Origin of the sequence: Virgibacillus flavescens, from assembly GCF_050574275.1 — a bacterium.
GTDB lineage: Bacteria > Bacillota > Bacilli > Bacillales > Amphibacillaceae > Virgibacillus_F > Virgibacillus_F flavescens.
This window is the reverse complement of record NZ_CP192260.1, coordinates 2,599,433-2,618,223: the sequence shown is the minus strand read 5'-3', so window position 1 is coordinate 2,618,223 and position 18,791 is coordinate 2,599,433. Positions and strand designations below refer to the sequence as shown.

Sequence of the window (18,791 nt, the reverse complement as noted above, 5' to 3'; positions counted from 1 at the left end):
CATGACAAAAATAGCACCATCTATACTTTCAGCAGATTTTTCTAAACTTGGCGAGGAAATCAAAGATGTGGAACGAGGTGGAGCAGACTACATTCATGTGGACGTCATGGATGGTCACTTTGTACCCAACATAACGATCGGTCCATTAATTGTAAAAGCAATACGACCAATTACAGACTTACCTCTAGATGTACACTTGATGATCGAGAACCCTGATAATTTTATAAAAGAATTCGCTGAAGCGGGCGCATCGATCATTACAGTTCATCAAGAAGCTTGCCCGCATTTGCACAGAACCATTCAATTGATTAAAAGTTTTAATGTAAAGGCTGGAGTAGTATTAAATCCTGCAACACCAGCTCATATGATTAAAGATATATTACCTGAGATCGATATGGTTTTACTAATGACTGTTAACCCTGGTTTTGGGGGACAATCTTTTATTTCAAGTGTAGTTCCAAAAGTAAAACAGATTGCAGATTGGCGAGAAGAACTCGGTCTATCGTTTGAAATTGAAATTGATGGCGGAGTAAATACAGAAACAGCTAAAACATGTGTAGAAGCAGGAGCAGATGTTCTCGTAGCAGGAAGCGCAATCTACAATAAACCTGATCGTAAACAAGCAATAGAAGCTATTGTTCAAGCGACTGAAAATTCGAGATAGATAAGATGATAACAATAGGGATAGTTGCAAATGGACCAAAGGAATTAATTCCAAACTTATTCCATTTCCGTGATGAAATTGATATTTGGATTGGCGCTGATCGTGGCGCATTACTTATAGCAGATAAAGATATTCGTCTGGATTATGCGTTAGGAGATTTTGATTCGATTGATGAGAATGAAGAAAATAAAATTAAAGAGTCTGCTGTGACTTTCAAAAAATATCCGTCTGAGAAAAATCAGACGGATATTGAGCTGGCAATAGAGAAGGCGTTGGAACTTCAAGCAGATACGCTTTATTTATTTGGGGTTACCGGCGGAAGACTAGATCATGAATTGATAAATTTCCAAATGTTATACATGCTCAATAATAGAAGTTGTAAAGGTATTATTATTGATAAATTTAATCACGTTGAATTATTTTTACCTGGCACACATCATATTGTAAAGGATGAGGATTTTCCTAACATATCACTTGTCCCTTTTTCTGAGAACGTTAGAAGTATAAGTTTAACTGGGTTTTACTATCCACTTAAGAATTTTGATCTGAATTGGGGTTCCTCTCGCTGCATTTCAAACAAGCTTCTTTTAAATAATGGTACTTTTTCTTTTGATGAAGGCATACTATTACTTATAAAGAGTTGTGATGGATAGGACTAGTCGATTCCAATACAGTGGGTTTGTTAATGGAGGAGGGGGAACTCATGAAATTTTATACTATTAAGCTCCCAAGATTTATTGGTGGATGTGTCAGGGTAGTAATAGGCATGTTTAAAAAAGATAAATAATTAACTCAGGCTTTTGTCAAATCCATGACAAAAGCCTATTTTTTTATAGACAAGTTAAGAAAAGCGGAACCGACTGATTAGTGGCGTACAAATAGGCAGGACTGTGAAAGTACGTTGACTTTTACGTACATTCATCAGGACTACCTATTTGCTAGGCGCTAGGAGGAGTAGCTAGCCAGAGAAAAGCGGAGCCGACTGGTCAGAAGCGGACGCGTAAGCAAGAGACCGAAAACGCCTGGTTTGTGGCGTTTAAGTGTCAATTGCTTACGACGGCAGCTTCTAGGAGGAGTAGCTAGCCAGAGAAAAGCGGAGCCGAATAGTCAGAAGCAGATTAACGTAAAAAAAGCACCTCAAATTAGGTGCTTTTCAAACATTTACTAATGTTTAGTTGTACTCAAAAAGATATATTATACGCGCTCTACTTTACCTGATTTAAGTGCGCGAGCAGATACATAAACTTTTTTAGGTTTGCCGTCTACCATAATACGTACTTTTTGTACATTAGCTTTCCAACTACGCTTGCTAGAATTCATAGCGTGTGAACGCTGATTACCACTGTGAGTTTTACGCCCAGTTATAACACATTTTCTAGACATGTAAATCCCTCCTACTCATACAAATGTCATTTTACTACTTATATAATTTACCATACTAACAGCTCTAACGCAACGATAAAAATGTAAGACAGACTGGCTTAACAACAAATTATCAAGAAAAACGCCTTGACAGAAAAATTAATTTCATTCATTGTTATGAGGGGATAAGTGCGCAGAAAGCACCAGTACTTTCAAAATAAGTACGTTTATAGTAGAATATCCTTATGAATAATGGGTATTAAAGGAGGATTACTATGTCCATAGAACTTAATACAAATGATGGCCATGTAACAATTACAAATGATGTAATTGCAATAATTGCAGGTGGAGCAGCGGTAGAGTGCTACGGAATTGTTGGGATGGCTTCGAAACATCAAATTAAAGATGGTATTTCAGAGATTTTACGTAAAGAAAATTTTTCAAGAGGTGTACTTGTTCGACAGGAAGAAGATCATCTTCATATTGATATGTATATCATAGTCAGTTATGGAACAAAAATATCAGAAGTAGCACACAACGTACAATCCCAGGTAAAATATACATTGAATAAATCAGTAGGACTGTCCATAGACTCAGTCAATATTTATATTCAAGGTGTACGTGTAGAAAAAGATTAACCTTTGTTTATTTGTAGTGAAAGAGGAGGAAGTATAGTGACAGTACGAATGTTAAATGGCACAGTATTTACAGAAATGGTTCGCTTAGCAGCGCATAATTTAACAAACAATGCCAAAAGAATCGATGCACTAAATGTGTTTCCGGTACCAGATGGAGATACAGGTACGAATATGAACTTATCAATGACTTCTGGGGCAGATGAGGTTGAGAAACTGGATAGCTCTAATATTTCAGAAGTCGCCCAGGCTTTTTCAAAAGGTTTATTAATGGGTGCTCGAGGGAATTCAGGTGTAATTTTATCTCAAATTTTCCGAGGGTTTGCTAAAGGAATGGATAAAAAAGAGGAGTTAACCACCAAGGATCTTGCACATGCTTTTGATATGGGTGTCACAACAGCTTATAAGGCAGTAATGAAGCCGGTTGAAGGAACAATTTTAACAGTCGTAAAAGATGCTGCACAAGCAGCTGTTGAAGCGTCGAAAAATGAAAAAGATGTAATCGCTTTAATGGAAACAGTTGTAAGGGAAGCAAAAGCATCTTTAAAGCGAACTCCAGATCTTTTACCAGTGTTAAAAGAAGTTGGTGTGGTAGATTCTGGTGGACAGGGTTTAGTTACGATTTATGAAGGATTCCTTGCAGCTCTTAAAGGTGAGGCGCTGCCTGAAAAGGTCACATCGGAAGTTGAAATGGAAGAAATGGTAAGTGCAGAGCACCATAAAATTGCCCAGGATTACATGGACACCAGTGAAATAGAATTCGGGTATTGTACGGAATTCATGGTTAAATTCGATGAGGATAAGCTTAAAGAAAATTCATTTAGTGAAGAAGACTTTCGAAACGAACTTAGTGAACTAGGTGATTCATTGTTAGTAGTGTCAGATGAAGATGTTGTGAAAGTGCACGTTCATGCAGAATACCCCGGAGAAGCGATGAATCGTGCTCAGCGTTACGGCAGCTTAATTAATATGAAGATCGAGAATATGCGTGAACAACATACGGCGCTTGTTGGTCAAAAGAAAAAAGTATCAAAGGAAAAAGTTCCATATGCGATTGTAACGGTTGCAATGGGCAACGGACTAAAAGTTTTACTTGAGAGTCTAGGGGCGACCGTTGTTATTGAAGGTGGTCAAACAATGAACCCAAGCACAAAGGACATTTCTGATGCCATCATTGATGCTAACGCAGAAAATGTTCTTATCTTGCCAAACAATAAGAATATTGTAATGGCCGCGGAACAAGCAGCAAAACTTGCAGAGGTTAACGCTGCAGTAGTTACGACGGAAACAATACCACAAGGAATCAGCGCAATGCTTGCCTTTCACCCAGAGGCTGATATTAAGCAAAATAAGAGAGCTATGCAAGACGCATCTGGCGAAGTTAAAACTGGACAAGTTACATATGCCGTTCGGGATACCCAGATTGATGGTATTACAATCGAAAATGGTAATTTCATGGGCATTGAAGATGGCAAAATTAAAGCAACGCATCAGGATAAATTAGAGACTGTGAAGCTGCTTTTAGAGGGTATGATTACCGAAGACGATGAAATTCTTACAATCCTTCAAGGGGAAGATGTAAGCGATGAAGAAGTAGATGAATTAGTTAAGTATTTAGAAAAGACATACGAAGATATAGAAGTGGAAGTTCATAATGGAAACCAGCCGATTTATTCGTATATTTTTTCAGTGGAATAGTTAGGTCCGAAAAAAACAAAGAGCGAGGTGCTCTTTGTTTTTTTCATGATAAATTAGTGAACTTCATGATATAATGAATTGAATTGAATAAGTAGCTTTATGGTGACTGTAAAAAGTTGAAAAGGGAAGTTGGTTAAATCCACGCGGTCCCGCCACTGTATAGATGAGAATCCGTTGAATACCACTGTTTCTTAGGAAATGGGAAGGGGAAAATGGGTTTGATGACTCTTAAGCCAGGAAACCTGCCATAAGGAAGTACATTTTGTCCTACGGGAGATAGGGGGATGTTTGCGTAACATAAATTTCATACGTATGAAATTTTATTTGTGCGACCATTATCATCTTCTAATTGTAGAAGGTGTTTTTTTTATTTGAAGGAGGTTTGGTTATGAAGAATATAGATGTGCCTGTAACGAAGACAATTCAAACTCGTTTAGTATTGCCACCGGATACCAATCATTTGAATACAATCTTTGGTGGTAAAGTATTAGCTTACATAGATGAAATAGCTGCACTAACTGCGATGAAACATGCCAGTAGTGCTGTTGTTACCGCTTCGATCGATTCAGTTGATTTTCTTTCATCGGCTAAAGTAGGTGATTCTTTAACGCTCGAAGCCTTTGTAACATATACAGGAACAAGCTCGATGGAGGTTTATGTGAAAGTTACTGCACACGATTTGATTCTTAATAAGAAAACACTAACCACAGAATCATTTCTTACGATGGTAGCAGTAAATGAGAAAGGAAAGCCGGTTCCAGTACCAAAGGTTGCACCACAAACGGAAGAAGAAAAACAACTTTACGCTACAGCACCAGCGCGAAGAGAAAATAGAATAAGACGAGCCGCTATGCGCTAAGGGACCTTAGAGACGCTGTATATTTGGATCAAAAAGAAAAGCGCCATCAGTTTAAAACTAATGGCGGCTCTTCACACAATGACTTCGATTTCGCTTTAGTAACAAGAAATTTTGATTGATACTGAGTTAATTAACAATGGTTATTTTTACCGTTCGCCTACCCCAGCTGTACGCTTGATTTTTGGTCGGAACATGGAGATCAATTTTATTCCCCTTGATAGCACCACCTGTATCTGCTGCCACGGCATACCCATATCCTTCGACATACACTTTTGTGCCAAGCGGAATCACGTTTGGATCAACGGCAATAACTTTCGCATTGGGATTCGCTTTCAAATTCACACCAGTTGCGGTAATCCCTGAACATCCAGTGCAATATGCTGTGTAAGCAGTTGCTTCTACAGAAAATGTTCGACCATCTATTTTTTTATCCTTACTCTCATCTTTACTTTTAACATTACGTTCTTTCGCTTTGGCTGATTCATTTTTTGAGACTTGAGTAGTTGTATGAGTCGTTCGTTCCGTTCTTTTTTTAACTTTCTTATGTATTGGTTTCTCTCCATTTACGACTAACTGTTGGCCGGTGATGATTAAATCTGAAGGTAGTTCATTCCACTCTTTCAGGTTCGCGATTGTTACGCTATTCCCATATGTCTTGCTTATGTGGGTTAGTGTATCTCCTTTTTTAACTGTATAATACTCTATATTACTTTCCTTAACTTTCAATACTTGGTTTGGAAGTATCAAAGAAGAATCTAATTCGTTTATCTCCATCAGTTCATCCACGTTTGTATGATGATCGATTGCTATATTCCAAAGAGTGTCACCCTTTTGCACCTTGTATTCATTTTCTGCTGCAGATGCAGTCGTTGCAGCAACCCCTATAATTAATAAACCTACAAACAAAGCTACTAACTTTTTCATTATGTAGTCCCCCTTTATTTATTAACAACCTAATCGTACCACGGTATTTAACTTTTTGTGGTTACAGCTTGTTTAAAAGAGAGTGACAAGAATTACAAGTATAATAAATTATAAAGATTTGGTTCTATTTGATTTACCTCGTGCATAGGATACCCTGGAGGCTGTATGTAATGGGATAATATGATAGTTATTATTGGAGTGAGATCACGACTATTAGCGTGAAAACGCACTTAAACAGAAGAAAAATAGCCATAGCGTACAAGTTTAATAAATGACTTGTACGCTATGGCTATTTCGATTATTAAAACCCTATAACTTTCATTAAAAAATCAAACAAAAATAGGGAAGATATGATCACTAATACAAATGACAGTTCTCTTTGCTTACCAAGTGCTAGTTTAACAATTGGATAAGCAATAAAGCCAAATGCCATTCCATCAGCGATACTATAGGTGAATGGAATCATAACGGCTATTAAAAACGCAGGTAATGCTTCCGATAAATCGTCTAAATAAATATGACGTATGTTTTGCGCCATTAAAACCCCTACAATGATTAGAATCGGACTAATTGCTGTGTTTGGGATAATCGATATCCACGGAATAATAAATATAGTCGCAAGAAATAGCAAACTAGCTATGATTGCTGCTCTACCTGTTTTTCCTTTTGACGCAATTACTGCTGCATTTTCTGCAGCTGAAACAGTCGGTGAGGTTCCAAGAAAAGCACAAGTTAACGATGAAAATGCTGTTACACGATATGCTTTTTCGTAACGGTTTTCTTTTTTTAACATATCCAGCTGTCCATGTAGCAATCCCATATTTTCAAAAATAAGGATCATCGCCAATGGGAAAACAGCTAACCAAAAAGACAATTCATCGATTGCAGTAAAAGCTGGGATGAATATCAATTCCTCAGCATTCACGTTAACGGTAGTGGTTCCTTTATCCAAAATACCGAATAAATAAGCCAAAACAGTTCCGCTAATCATGGTGATCAAAAAGTTTGCTGGAACATTTTTGACAAATAAAAATATCGCCAAAAACAAGGTTATTAGACTAACGATTACAGTAGGGGAAGTAAAGTCACCAATTGCGATGATTGTATGTTCACCATTAACTACCAAACCGCTTTTTTCTAATCCAATTAAGATTAAGAAAAATCCTAGTCCAACAGTTATCGCATGCTTCAACGAATTCGGTATCGCTTCTTTAAGTATCAGTCCCAACCGACTAAAAGCGGTTATTAGAAATAATACGGAAGATACAATAACTACTGCTAAACCTTCTTGAAAGGTAAGCCCTGTTCCTTCCACAATGGAATAGGCAAACAACGCATTTATTCCCATTCCAGGAATTAATATCAATGGAAGTTTTGCATACAGACCCATGAATAAGGTTCCAACAAAGCTTGCTAGAATCGTTGCCATCATACCACTCTCAACAGATATCCCAGCTTCGCTTAAGATTGAACCGTTTACTGCCACAATGTATACCGTAGTCAGGTAACCAATCAGTCCAGCTATAATCTCCGTGCGCCAATTTCCTTTTGTCAGCGCTTTACCTGGAGCTTGTTTGTTATAAGGCATATGAATCTCCTCATATTCTATCTATCCCTCTCCCACCCGATTATACCAACGTATAATCCACAAGATAATAGTATAGAGGGAACGGTAGAGTAAGTCAAATGAGGGAGTGTTTAGCATGGTAGAAGAAAAAAGCGGAACATGAATAGTAGAACAGTATGCAGCATTGCGAGGAGGAATACTTGTTGTGTGTAGAACATTTAACAGTAGAGGTTTGAAAAGAAAGTGTAAACATACTGTCTGAGGCAGATGAATTTGACTGTTCAGTGTTTAATTTATTTTTTTAAACATAATAATATGGGGACCGAGGGTAGGATAATCAAAGACCTCACCTTGGGCACTAAATCCTAACCTGGAATAGTATTTTTGTACCGCGGTTCTTGCCTTACACCATAAGAGGTCGACCGCTAATTCGTTCAATAGTTTTTCAGAATAGTTAACAAGCGACCTCCCAGCTCCAAACATGCGATATTCCTCCAGTGTTGCCATTGCTCGTAAGCGATATTGTTTTTGAGCAGATAAATTCGGGTTTGTTTCGTTACAAAATGAAGCAACACTTATCAGTTGTCCATTTGAAAACGCTCCAATATGAAATGTACCCGCTTCATGGTCTGTGTCATACATACATTCTTCAATAGGACGGTGTGGCCGCAAAATGCGGTGTCTCAGATCGTACGTCAGCTCAGGTTTTATTTTTTTCGCGTCAATCATACTTTTCCTCCGTTCTTTAGGATATCTATTTAGTAAAACTAATTCTCTGAAATATACGTTATATCCTGCTTTTATAAAATAATTATCGACACTAATTTCTAAAGCATGAAGCAGTATATCATGAATAAAAAGAAGGTGAGCGAGATGTCTGAACCATATGGATACCTTGTACCCCAGCGTTACTTGTCAACTGGTACTTGTATACGGTAATGGCACCTAGAAATTGGCCAAGAATTTTAAAATGTTTAGCTTATACTTAAGTGTAATTAATGAGCTGCCATTTTTTGTGCTTTTCTTTCTTAGTTGGTCAACGTAGTTAACCTATCTTCAAAATGACCTAAACACGCACCTCCTTTTTTTGTTGCACATGGTGATTGGGACGGGTTAGTACGTGTAGAAAGTGCTCGTCGTTTCGTAGACAATTTGAAAAACACCACGCCTAATCCAGTTATTTACACTGAACTGTATGGTGCTGATCATAATTTTGATATGTTTCATTCAATCCGTAAAGAAGTGATCATTAATGGCATTGAAGCATTCGCTGATTGGGTATTGAAAGACAAAAAAAGTAAATGACTTTTTTAATCTAAATCTCCATAGATGGTTGTCTTCCCATCACTTGTATAAATAAAGGCTACTAGTAACAAATAATAACGAAAGGAAATCGATGTCATATTGTGATGGTAAATATTTTCGTAAATCAGCAAACGTTTTGAATGATGATTACTGGATCTATTGCCATTCTTCAGTGAAATCCAGTGATTAAATGATGGTCGTACAACATCAGGGATCATGTAGGAATTTTGCGCATCTGACATCCCCAATTTATCTAGCTCTTCCATCATTTTTTCTTTGGTAAGGATCCCCATTCCGTGACCATAATAGTGGTTATTGTCCAGGAATACGGCATTTTCTCCTTGCCATTGTGGTTCAATATTATCCGGGTTAACAAAATATACAATATCCCCTGGAATGGGCTCCTTTTCTTTGGTTATTTTTAAATCTAAATCATTATCTGTTTCCCAGCTATACAAATATAAATTGTTAAAATAACGATCAAACGCTGTAACTCCAAGATATTGAAGCGCTGCATAGTAGTATACGATTACCATGGCAGTTGCACATTCGAAGGAGTAGCTAGCGCCATTCTCGAAAATATCCGTAACTGCAGCAGAGGGAAGTGCACCTTGTTTTAATCGCATGCCACCTTGAGCTGTGATGCTCCAATACTGACTATTTGCCTTTGATTCTCTTAATATCGAAAAGCTTGCTTTGCTAGCATTCAACTTCCGTGCAGCATTCATCACATGCTCCCGTATAACGATGTTTTCCTTCAATTCGTTAAAAGAAAGATATCGGTAAACATTTGCACTAGTGTCGAGTAGCTTTAGTATATCTCTGCCTGCACTCGAAGCGGGAATTTCCTTGATCAGCGTTTCCCAATCTATCTTTCTGCCTGATATTAAAATCACTAAAATACCCCCTCGTTTTCCTATTACAGTATATACAGGTGCTTTGAATCGTGTGCAAATAACCCACCCTCGTCTAATAAAGATGATTATTCCTTTAATTTTTGTTATAATTGAAGATAGATTAGTGTGTTTATATTAATGTTTAGGTGGTGTCAGTTTTGAAATTTAATTCAGTATTCGATATTATTGGCCCTGTTATGATAGGTCCATCAAGTTCACATACAGCTGGTGCAGCGAGAATTGGTAAAGCAGCACGTAATTTATTTGGAGAAGAACCGAAATGGGCAAAAATTCATCTATATGAATCGTTTGCTAAAACATATAAAGGACATGGAACGGATTTTGCTTTAGTTGGCGGACTGCTAGGTTTTGAGACAGACGATATCCGAATGAGTAAAGCGCTGTCTATTGCAAAAGAACGTAATATGGAAATTGAATTTATCGAGGAAAATGTTGCTTCCGAACATCCTAATACGGCAAGGTTGATTATTGGGAACGATAAAGAGGAAATGGAACTTGTGGGTATTTCTATTGGCGGAGGTAAAGTTGAAATAACCGAACTCAATGGTTTTGAATTAAGATTATCCGGAAATCATCCAGCAATTTTGATCATGCACAATGATCGTTTTGGAGCAATTGCATCGGTTACTAAGATTCTAGCAAAATATGAAATTAATATTGGACATATGGAAGTAAATCGAAAAGATGTGGGAAAAGAAGCATTAATGGTCATCGAAGTAGATCAAAATGTGGACGATGCTGTTCTGAAGGAATTAGAAAATGCAGACCACATCATACAAATAGCTAAGATTGTCAGTTAGTCATCTCGAGAAGGAGGATTACAAGATGTTTCGTACGGTTGCAGAATTAGTAGAAATTGCAGAGAAAGAAAATATATTGATTTCAGAGGTCATGATACGTCAGGAAATGGATGTTAAAAACGTATCACGTGAAGAAGTTTATGCAAATATGGAAAGAAATTTGGTTGTAATGGAACAAGCGATAGAGGATAGTTTTAAAGGTGTTCAATCTGTTACAGGTTTAACAGGTGGGGATGCTGTATTAATTCAAACGTATATGAAAGAAAAAACGCCATTATCCGGAAATTTAATGATGGACGCTGTGAGTAAAGCGATGGGTACAAACGAAGTAAATGCAGCAATGGGTACCATATGCGCGACTCCAACAGCTGGAAGTGCTGGCTGTGTACCTGGAACACTATTTGCTGTAAAAGAACAATTAAACCCAACGAGGGAACAAATGATTCGTTATTTATTTACTTCAGGCGCCTTTGGATTTGTCGTCGCGAACAATGCAATGATCTCGGGAGCAGCTGGAGGGTGTCAGGCCGAAGTAGGCTCGGCAGGCGCAATGGCATCAGCTGCTATTGTAGAAATGGCTGGGGGAACTCCGCAACAATCCTCAGAAGCATTTGCAATGACATTAAAAAATATGTTGGGGCTAGTATGCGATCCGGTTGCAGGGTTAGTTGAAGTTCCGTGCGTGAAACGAAATGCTGGTGGATCGACACTTGCGATTGTATCGGCTGATATGGCATTAGCTGGAGTTACAAGCAGAATCCCTTGTGACGAGGTTATTGGTGCTATGTATAAGATTGGAAAGTCAATGCCGTCTGCACTGAGAGAAACTGGTGAAGGTGGGCTTGCAGGAACTCCTACGGGTGAAGAAATAAAAAGAAAAATATTCGGGATCTCGATGTCATCGAAGGAAGTGTGATCAAATTGTTAGGTGAATCTGTAACTACCATTAAAGGTGTCGGTGATAAATTTGCTGAGGCATTGGCTTTAGCTAATATTTATACGATTGAAGATTTACTCTATTATTTTCCATACCGTTATGATGTGTTCGAAATTAGGCCACTTAAAGAGTTAATTCACGAAGACAAAGTAACTATTGAGGGAAGGATAATCCATGATCCCTCCCTTTCTTTTTTTGGCAAAAAGAAATCCCGCCTAACTTTCACCGTTGAAACCGAGGGAGTGGCGATAAAAGCTGTTATGTTTAACCGTGCCTTTGCCAAAAAGCAGTTGCAAGCGGAAGATATTGTAACCCTTACAGGTAAATGGGACGCACATCGTCTTCAGATTACGGTAAGCAATTATAAAAAAGGTCCCGCTGAAGAACAAGCAGCTATTCAGCCAATTTATTCAGTTAAGGGCGATATTACAAGTTATAAATTAAAAAAGACGATACGTACAGCGCTTAAAGAGTCTGAAAATGAAATTGTCGAATTAATACCAGAAATGTATTTAAAAGCTTACAAAATTCCAGCGCGCAAACAAGCAATTACAGCCATGCACTTTCCTGAAAATAGAATATTGCTTAAGCATGCTAGAAGACGGTTTACATATGAAGAATTTTTATTATTCCAGTTAAAGATGCAGTTACTCAGAAAAATCAAACGGGAATCAACCTCTGGTAATGCCCAACATTACCATCCACAAAAGCTACAGGATTTTATCAAGACCTTTCCTTTTGCGTTAACGGATGCTCAAAACCGGTCACTAAATCAAATCCTAGCTGATATGAAGTCTCCATATCGGATGAATCGATTGCTGCAAGGCGATGTAGGATCAGGGAAAACAGCAGTGGCTGCCATTTGTCTTTATGCCACCATAACAGCTGACAGACAAGGTGCTTTAATGGTTCCTACCGAAATATTAGCAGAACAGCATTATCAATCGTTAACTGCAATGTTCGGTGATCGAGCATCTATTGCCTTGTTGACAGGTTCCGTTAAAGGTAAGAAGAGAAGAGAACTAACGGAAGCGATAAAGGAACAAAAAATCGATATTGTAATTGGTACCCACGCTTTAATTCAGGAAGATGTTGTGTTTGCTGATTTAGGATTTGCTATTGTAGATGAACAACATAGATTTGGAGTGGAACAGCGGCGTGTACTAAGAAACAAAGGGTTGCATCCAGATGTTCTCTTTATGACTGCTACCCCTATTCCAAGAACACTGGCCATCACTGCTTTTGGTGATATGGATGTATCATTAATCGATCAGATGCCTCTTGGACGCAAAGAAATAGAAACATTTTGGACAAAGGAAAATACTTTTGAACGTGTACTAACGTTTATCGAAAAGCGGATTTCCACAGGTGAACAAGCATATGTTATTTGTCCTTTGATAGAGGAATCTGACAAATTGGACATACAGAATACAGTAGATCTTTTTCATCAGCTTCAGGAATTTTATCCTCCAAATGTGCAAGTTGGTTTAATGCATGGGAGATTGTCTACAACCGAGAAAGAAGAAGTAATGAATAAATTTGCGGCTAATGAAATCCAGGTTATGGTATCAACTACAGTAGTTGAAGTAGGTGTAAATGTGCCAAACGCTACAGTAATGGTTATCTATGATGCGGAACGGTTCGGCTTGTCACAATTACATCAGCTTAGAGGACGTGTTGGTCGAAGCGATAAGCAAAGTTATTGTATTCTGATAGCTGACCCAAAAGGGGAAGTGGGTAAGGAACGGATGAAAATTATGACTGAAACAAATAATGGATTTGAATTATCCGAACAAGACCTTAAGCTTCGTGGACCTGGAGATTTTTTTGGGAAGAAACAAAGTGGACTTCCGGAATTTAAGGTTGCGGACATGATACATGATTATAAGGCGCTTGAAACGGCCCGTGCTGATGCTCAGGATATTATAGAGTCAAACAAATTAGAAGAGGATGATCGTTATCTAGAGTTGCGAAAGTACTTGGAGAATGATTCATACTTGAAGAAAAAGCTAGATTAAAGAATTTGCATAAATAATAATCCTATTATATATTACTATTAGTACCAAGTCATAATATTAAGTAGCCAGTGGATGGTGACATAGATGAAAAGGAATAAGATAGAGCGTCAACGCTCATTAATATTAACGATAGAGGCAACTCCCTTCATCACGGATGAAGAGTTGGCACGGAAATTTGATGTCAGTATACAGACGATCAGACTTGACCGAATGGAGCATGCTATTCCGGAGCTTCGCGAGCGAATAAAGTCTGTCGCAACCAGTTCATGGAATGAAACAGTTAAAGCATTACCGCTAGAAGAGGTTATCGGTGAGGTAATTGACCTAGAACTTGATAGCCGCGCCATATCCATTTTAATTATTCGTGCAGAACATGTTTTCTCCCGCAACAAAATTGCAAGGGGACATCATTTATTTGCACAAGCAAATTCACTTGCGGTTGCTATGATTAACGATGAACTGGCTTTAACTGCCAAAACGGAATTATCCTTTACACGCCAAGTAAAAGAAGGTGAGCGTGTTGTAGCCAAAGCATTTGTAGAAGGTGAAAATGATAGAGGCTATACAATGGTTCGAGTTCAAAGCTATGTGGATCATGAAGTAGTATTTAAAGGGTTATTTTATATGTATCGCTCAAACGAGCAAAAAGGGGAACGAAAAAATGAAGTTAGCCATTGATGCTATGGGCGGTGACCACGCTCCGAAGGAAATTGTTCTAGGAGCGATGGAAGCAATCGAAGCATTTAAGGAACTGGAAATTATATTAATTGGCGATCAAACGAAAATTAATCCTTTCTTATCCAACCAGACAAGAATTACTATTATACATACAGAAGAGGTTATTACGAGCGATGATGAACCTGTTCGTGCTGTAAGAAAAAAGAAAAATGCATCGCTTGTTCTGATGGCAAAAGAAGTCAAAGAAGGTCGCGCAGATGCATGTATTTCTGCCGGTAACACGGGTGCTTTAATGAGCGCCGGGTTATTCGGGGTAGGGCGGATTTCAGGGATTGATCGTCCGGCATTAAGTCCAACACTTCCTACAATAGATGGAAAAGGGTTTGTCTTGCTTGATGTTGGGGCAAATGTTGACGCTAAAGCACAGCATTTATTGCAATATGGAATAATGGGTTCTATTTATACAGAGCGGGTACGCGGTATAAAAAACCCAACTGTTGGTTTAATGAATATTGGTACAGAAGAAGGAAAGGGTAATGATTTAACAAAGAAGGCATTTGAGTTGTTATCTGACGCTCCTATTAATTTCATCGGAAATGTCGAAGCTCGTGATCTATTGAATGGCGCAGCGAATGTCGTAGTAACAGATGGATTCAGTGGTAATATCGCGTTAAAAACAATCGAAGGTACTGCTCAGACTATTTTCGATATGTTAAAAGAAACGTTTATGTCCTCCGTTAAAACTAAAATTGCTGCAGGCATAATGAAAAAAGATTTAAAAGGATTAAAAGGAAAATTAGATTATAGTGAGTATGGCGGAGCTGGATTGTTCGGACTCGCCTCACCCGTGATTAAGGCACATGGCTCATCCAATCGAAGAGCGATATTCAGTGCCATTAAGCAAGCAAATCATATGGTTGAATTTAACGTAACACAGACTATAGCAGATACAATAGCAGATATTGAGATCAACAAGGGGGAAAAGGAATGAAACGTATAGCATTTATGTTCCCGGGACAAGGCTCGCAGGACATCGGGATGGGAAAAGCTTTTTATGACTCTTACCCAGAAATAAAAGAAATGTACCAAGAAGCTGATGAAGTATTAAAGTTATCGTTGTCAGATATTATGTTTAATGGACCTAAGGAAACGTTAACTGCCACGCAAAATGCGCAGCCAGCTTTATTATTATCAAGCGTTGCTGTACATACCATGTTGTTAAAAAATGAGGTATTACCAGTAATGGCAGTGGGTCACAGTCTTGGTGAATACAGTGCATTAGTTGCTGCAGGTGCCATTTCCTTGGAAGATGCCCTGCAATTAGTTGCAGTTCGCGGAAAACTGATGGAAGAGGCATTTCCTGCTGGGAAAGGCGCGATGGCTGCAGTTCTTGGCTTATCTGAAAATGAAGTGGATAAATCATTGAAATCGCTGGATACCGATGAAATCGTTGATTTAGCAAATATTAACTGCCCTGGGCAAATTGTAATTTCAGGTTCAAAAGAAGGTATTGATTTAGCCACTTCCGTACTTAAAGACAGTGGAGCGAAGCGGGTTTTACCGTTAAATGTGAGTGGACCATTTCATTCAAGGTTAATGAAAGCTGCAAATGAGAAATTCGCTGAGAAATTAGAAGCAGTTTCCATTACCGATGCAACAATTCCTGTGTATGCTAATGTTACAGGGCAACCTGTCACTGAACACAGTGAAATTAAAGAGTTGTTAATTAAACAATTATATTCGCCTGTTCGTTTTGAAGAGTCCATTCGAAAAATGATTGAAAATGGAATTGATGCGTTTGTTGAAGTTGGTAATGGAAAAGTATTAAGTGGGTTAGTTAAAAAGATTGATAGAAAAATACCAACTTTTGCTATTCAGGATCCAGATTCCATGGAAAAGTTTATTTCATGGTATAAGGAGGATGTATAATGTTAAAAGGAAAAAGTGCACTTGTTACCGGAGCTTCAAGAGGTATTGGTAAAGCCATTGCAATTGAACTAGCAAAGCAAGGCGCAAATGTTGCAGTGAATTATGCTGGCAGCGAAGCAAAAGCTCAAGCAGTAGTAGAGGAAATTGAGAATATTGGTGTTAAGGCTTTTAAAATCCAAGCAGACGTAGCAAACGAAACTGATGTAAAAGGCATGATTAAAGAAGTAATCGGTCAGTTCGGAAGCATAGATATTTTAGTGAATAATGCTGGAATAACACGAGACAACTTATTGATGCGTATGAAAGAAGAAGAATTTGATCAAGTTATTAACACAAATCTAAAAGGCGTGTTTATTTGCACGAAAGCAGTTACGCGTCAAATGATGAAACAGAAAAGCGGACGAATAATTAATGTATCATCAATAGTTGGAGTTAGTGGAAATCCTGGTCAAGCTAATTATGTTGCAGCAAAAGCAGGAGTAATTGGATTAACTAAATCAACTGCAAAAGAACTTGCATCACGCAATATTTTGGTAAATGCAGTAGCACCAGGATTTATCTCGACCGATATGACTGATGAGTTGACGGCTGAACAACGTGAAGGTATGCTTGCCATGATTCCATTAGGAAAACTTGGACAGGCTGAAGATGTCGCACGGGTAGTACGTTTTCTAGCAACCGAAGACTCCAATTATATAACCGGACAAACCCTCCACATCGACGGCGGCATGGTAATGTAATAAGAAAAGCGAAGGCGACTGTTCAGAAGCGGACGCATAAGCAAGAGACCGAAAACGCCTGGTATTGGCGTTTACGTGTCAATTGCTTATGACGGCAGCTTCTAGAAGCCGCAGCTGGACAGAGAAAGAAAAGCGAAGGCGACTGTTCAGAAGCGGACGCATAAGCAAGAGACCGAAAACGCCTGGTATTGGCGTTTACGTGTCAATTGCTTATGACGGCAGCTTCTAGGAGCCGCAGCTAGACAGAGAAAGAAAAGCGACTGTTCAGTGGCACAAAGCTAGTCGCAGGGACCCGTAACTTTGAAGGGAGGTGAAGTACAGTGGCAGACGTGTTTGACCGTGTAAAAGAACTTATTGTTGAACGTTTAGAAGTTGAAGAATCTAAAGTAACGATGGAGGCATCTTTTAAAGATGATCTAGACGCAGATTCACTAGACGTAGTTGAATTAGTAATGGAACTTGAAGATGAATTTGATATGGAAATTGCTGATGAAGAAGCTGAAAAAATTAATACAGTTGGTGATGCTGTTAACTACATAAACAGTATTAAGTCCTAATAATAAAGTATAAGAAAGTCTCGCTTTGGGCGAGGCTTTCCCTATATTTAACAGAAGATAGGTGATAAACGTGAACATTAAAAAGCTTGAAGAGAGTCTTAACATTACATTTAATGATCATAAATTGCTGGAACAGGCTTTTACCCATTCATCGTATGTGAATGAGCATCAGGAAAAGGCATCTTCGGATAACGAGCGTTTAGAATTTTTAGGCGACGCGGTACTAGAACTTGGTGTTTCGCAATATTTATACCTCAATAACGAAACAATGCCTGAAGGGGAAATGACCAAACTGCGAGCAGCAATTGTATGTGAACCATCTTTAGTAAACTTCTCTCGTGATCTGGAATTTGGAGAACACATTTTACTGGGTAAAGGTGAAGAGCAGACAGGTGGACGGAATCGCCCGGCATTACTCGCAGATGTTTTTGAATCGTTTCTTGGAGCCCTTTATCTTGATAAAGGGTATGAGCAGGCGATGAGATTTCTGAACGAATTTGTTTTTCCGAAGATCAGTACCGGTGCTTTTTCGCATGCGATGGATTATAAAAGTCAGTTGCAGGAGTTAATCCAGCAATATAAAAATCAAAGTATTGAGTATAAAATAGTGGATGAAAAAGGTCCTTCACATAGTAAAGAATTTGTGACTGAAGTCTATGTGAAAAATCAAAAAGCTGGTTCCGGCGTGGGCCGCACAAAAAAAGAAGCTGAGCAGCGCGCTGCTAAGCATGCATTAGATAACTTTAATGGGTAAATTTTAAAAAGGCTGTAATTTCCTGCGCGTGAAATACAGCCTTTTTATTTGTTGCCTATGCTTTTCTGACAGTTCTTAACTCATCTATAAATGCTTGCGTTTCTGAAGCACTTAGATGACCCTTTTGAACTACCATATCATACATGAATTTTATGTCATCATACTTTTCTAGATCGTAATCCTCATGATCCAATAAACTGCGATTTGCCACTTTTAAACGATCGCCTAATTCATCTAATAATAGTTTTAAATTTTCCTCAGTAGGTTGTTCCAGATTCATATTTACACCCCGCAATTTGAGTTTTTTAAAAGAAGACGGTACCATATGTACACGATAAATCTATCCTCTCTTCTTTTGTTACTTAGTTTATGATAAAATAAATGCGGTAAAAAGCCAAATATATGTATAAAAAAATTCATGTAAGCGGTAAGTGAACTGTTTGTTTA

At 38.3% G+C, this 18,791-nt stretch carries 23 protein-coding genes and 1 riboswitch; of the genes, 17 read left to right on the top strand and 6 right to left on the bottom strand.

Annotation, left to right across the window (positions count from 1 at the left end; all coding sequences use genetic code 11):
* Position 1 precedes the first annotated feature (1 nt).
* Genes rpe through spoVM form a run of 3 tightly spaced genes read left to right on the top strand, consistent with a single transcriptional unit; the run spans position 2 to position 1,451 of the window.
* Positions 2-664: a ribulose-phosphate 3-epimerase gene (gene rpe / locus VBD025_RS12720; RefSeq protein ID WP_430786025.1), complete on the top strand. Its 663-nt coding sequence runs from the start codon at positions 2-4 to the stop codon at positions 662-664.
* A 5-nt stretch (positions 665-669) separates the two neighbouring features.
* Positions 670-1,317 carry a thiamine diphosphokinase gene (locus tag VBD025_RS12715; RefSeq protein WP_430786023.1) on the top strand — a complete coding sequence of 216 codons (648 nt, stop codon included), beginning with the start codon at positions 670-672 and terminating at the stop codon, positions 1,315-1,317.
* 32 nt (positions 1,318-1,349) lie between these two features.
* A complete protein-coding gene (spoVM, locus tag VBD025_RS12710) occupies positions 1,350-1,451 on the top strand; it encodes a stage V sporulation protein SpoVM (RefSeq protein ID WP_342746713.1) in 102 nt (33 codons plus the stop codon).
* Positions 1,452-1,858: 407 nt separating this feature from the next.
* Here the strand turns inward: spoVM and rpmB are convergent, their stop codons facing one another.
* Positions 1,859-2,047: a 50S ribosomal protein L28 gene (gene rpmB / locus VBD025_RS12705; protein ID WP_430786021.1), complete on the bottom strand. Its 189-nt coding sequence runs from the start codon at positions 2,045-2,047 to the stop codon at positions 1,859-1,861.
* A gap of 254 nt (positions 2,048-2,301) precedes the next feature.
* Here rpmB and VBD025_RS12700 point away from each other — a divergent pair, with 254 nt between their 5' ends.
* The 3 genes from VBD025_RS12700 to VBD025_RS12690 all read left to right on the top strand — a co-directional run bounded on the left by VBD025_RS12700 (position 2,302) and on the right by VBD025_RS12690 (position 5,218).
* Complete coding sequence (locus VBD025_RS12700) at positions 2,302-2,664, top strand: Asp23/Gls24 family envelope stress response protein (protein WP_430786019.1); 363 nt, start codon at positions 2,302-2,304, stop codon at positions 2,662-2,664.
* Between the two features lie 36 nt (positions 2,665-2,700).
* Positions 2,701-4,359 (top strand): DAK2 domain-containing protein, encoded by a 1,659-nt coding sequence (locus VBD025_RS12695; protein ID WP_430786017.1) that lies wholly within the window; start codon positions 2,701-2,703, stop codon positions 4,357-4,359.
* 83 nt (positions 4,360-4,442) lie between these two features.
* A riboswitch (cobalamin riboswitch) is annotated at positions 4,443-4,623 on the top strand.
* A 124-nt stretch (positions 4,624-4,747) separates the two neighbouring features.
* Complete coding sequence (locus VBD025_RS12690; RefSeq protein ID WP_430786015.1) at positions 4,748-5,218, top strand: acyl-CoA thioesterase; 471 nt, start codon at positions 4,748-4,750, stop codon at positions 5,216-5,218.
* A 126-nt stretch (positions 5,219-5,344) separates the two neighbouring features.
* Here VBD025_RS12690 and VBD025_RS12685 read toward each other — a convergent pair whose 3' ends face one another.
* The 3 genes from VBD025_RS12685 to VBD025_RS12675 all read right to left on the bottom strand — a co-directional run bounded on the left by VBD025_RS12685 (position 5,345) and on the right by VBD025_RS12675 (position 8,438).
* Positions 5,345-6,142, bottom strand: coding sequence for a LysM peptidoglycan-binding domain-containing protein (locus tag VBD025_RS12685; protein ID WP_430786013.1), 798 nt, complete (start codon positions 6,140-6,142; stop codon positions 5,345-5,347).
* A gap of 301 nt (positions 6,143-6,443) precedes the next feature.
* On the bottom strand, positions 6,444-7,730 hold the full coding sequence (locus VBD025_RS12680; RefSeq protein ID WP_430786011.1) for an NCS2 family permease: 1,287 nt from the start codon (positions 7,728-7,730) through the stop codon (positions 6,444-6,446).
* Between the two features lie 267 nt (positions 7,731-7,997).
* The gene (locus tag VBD025_RS12675; RefSeq protein WP_430786009.1) at positions 7,998-8,438 is read right to left on the bottom strand and encodes a GNAT family N-acetyltransferase; all 441 of its coding nucleotides are present in this window, start codon (positions 8,436-8,438) and stop codon (positions 7,998-8,000) included.
* Between the two features lie 423 nt (positions 8,439-8,861).
* Between VBD025_RS12675 and VBD025_RS12670 the strand changes: the two genes are divergently transcribed.
* Complete coding sequence (locus tag VBD025_RS12670; protein ID WP_430786007.1) at positions 8,862-9,014, top strand: hypothetical protein; 153 nt, start codon at positions 8,862-8,864, stop codon at positions 9,012-9,014.
* 5 nt (positions 9,015-9,019) lie between these two features.
* Here the strand turns inward: VBD025_RS12670 and VBD025_RS12665 are convergent, their stop codons facing one another.
* The gene (locus VBD025_RS12665; protein ID WP_430786005.1) at positions 9,020-9,910 is read right to left on the bottom strand and encodes a protein-glutamine gamma-glutamyltransferase; all 891 of its coding nucleotides are present in this window, start codon (positions 9,908-9,910) and stop codon (positions 9,020-9,022) included.
* 158 nt (positions 9,911-10,068) lie between these two features.
* On the opposite strand from VBD025_RS12665, the gene sdaAB reads away from it, so the two are divergent.
* The 10 genes from sdaAB to rnc all read left to right on the top strand — a co-directional run bounded on the left by sdaAB (position 10,069) and on the right by rnc (position 18,344).
* On the top strand, positions 10,069-10,731 hold the full coding sequence (sdaAB, locus tag VBD025_RS12660; RefSeq protein WP_430786003.1) for an L-serine ammonia-lyase, iron-sulfur-dependent subunit beta: 663 nt from the start codon (positions 10,069-10,071) through the stop codon (positions 10,729-10,731).
* A gap of 25 nt (positions 10,732-10,756) precedes the next feature.
* Positions 10,757-11,647: an L-serine ammonia-lyase, iron-sulfur-dependent, subunit alpha gene (gene sdaAA / locus VBD025_RS12655; RefSeq protein WP_430786001.1), complete on the top strand. Its 891-nt coding sequence runs from the start codon at positions 10,757-10,759 to the stop codon at positions 11,645-11,647.
* A gap of 5 nt (positions 11,648-11,652) precedes the next feature.
* Positions 11,653-13,686 (top strand): ATP-dependent DNA helicase RecG, encoded by a 2,034-nt coding sequence (gene recG, locus VBD025_RS12650; RefSeq protein WP_430791404.1) that lies wholly within the window; start codon positions 11,653-11,655, stop codon positions 13,684-13,686.
* Positions 13,687-13,770: 84 nt separating this feature from the next.
* Positions 13,771-14,364: a transcription factor FapR gene (gene fapR / locus VBD025_RS12645; RefSeq protein WP_430785999.1), complete on the top strand. Its 594-nt coding sequence runs from the start codon at positions 13,771-13,773 to the stop codon at positions 14,362-14,364.
* Entirely contained in the window at positions 14,348-15,355 is a 1,008-nt protein-coding gene (gene plsX, locus VBD025_RS12640) for a phosphate acyltransferase PlsX (protein ID WP_430785997.1), read from the top strand. The genes fapR and plsX overlap by 17 nt, the downstream gene beginning before the upstream one ends.
* The gene (fabD, locus tag VBD025_RS12635; RefSeq protein WP_430785995.1) at positions 15,352-16,293 is read left to right on the top strand and encodes an ACP S-malonyltransferase; all 942 of its coding nucleotides are present in this window, start codon (positions 15,352-15,354) and stop codon (positions 16,291-16,293) included. Before plsX ends, fabD begins: the two co-directional genes overlap by 4 nt.
* Entirely contained in the window at positions 16,293-17,033 is a 741-nt protein-coding gene (gene fabG / locus VBD025_RS12630; RefSeq protein WP_430785993.1) for a 3-oxoacyl-[acyl-carrier-protein] reductase, read from the top strand. The genes fabD and fabG overlap by 1 nt, the downstream gene beginning before the upstream one ends.
* An 88-nt stretch (positions 17,034-17,121) precedes the next feature.
* Positions 17,122-17,262: a hypothetical protein gene (locus VBD025_RS12625; protein WP_430785991.1), complete on the top strand. Its 141-nt coding sequence runs from the start codon at positions 17,122-17,124 to the stop codon at positions 17,260-17,262.
* A gap of 91 nt (positions 17,263-17,353) precedes the next feature.
* Entirely contained in the window at positions 17,354-17,590 is a 237-nt protein-coding gene (acpP, locus tag VBD025_RS12620; RefSeq protein ID WP_089062779.1) for an acyl carrier protein, read from the top strand.
* 70 nt (positions 17,591-17,660) lie between these two features.
* Complete coding sequence (gene rnc / locus VBD025_RS12615) at positions 17,661-18,344, top strand: ribonuclease III (protein ID WP_430791402.1); 684 nt, start codon at positions 17,661-17,663, stop codon at positions 18,342-18,344.
* A gap of 55 nt (positions 18,345-18,399) precedes the next feature.
* Here rnc and VBD025_RS12610 read toward each other — a convergent pair whose 3' ends face one another.
* A complete protein-coding gene (locus VBD025_RS12610; protein WP_430785989.1) occupies positions 18,400-18,624 on the bottom strand; it encodes a DUF1128 domain-containing protein in 225 nt (74 codons plus the stop codon).
* Positions 18,625-18,791: the final 167 nt, after the last annotated feature.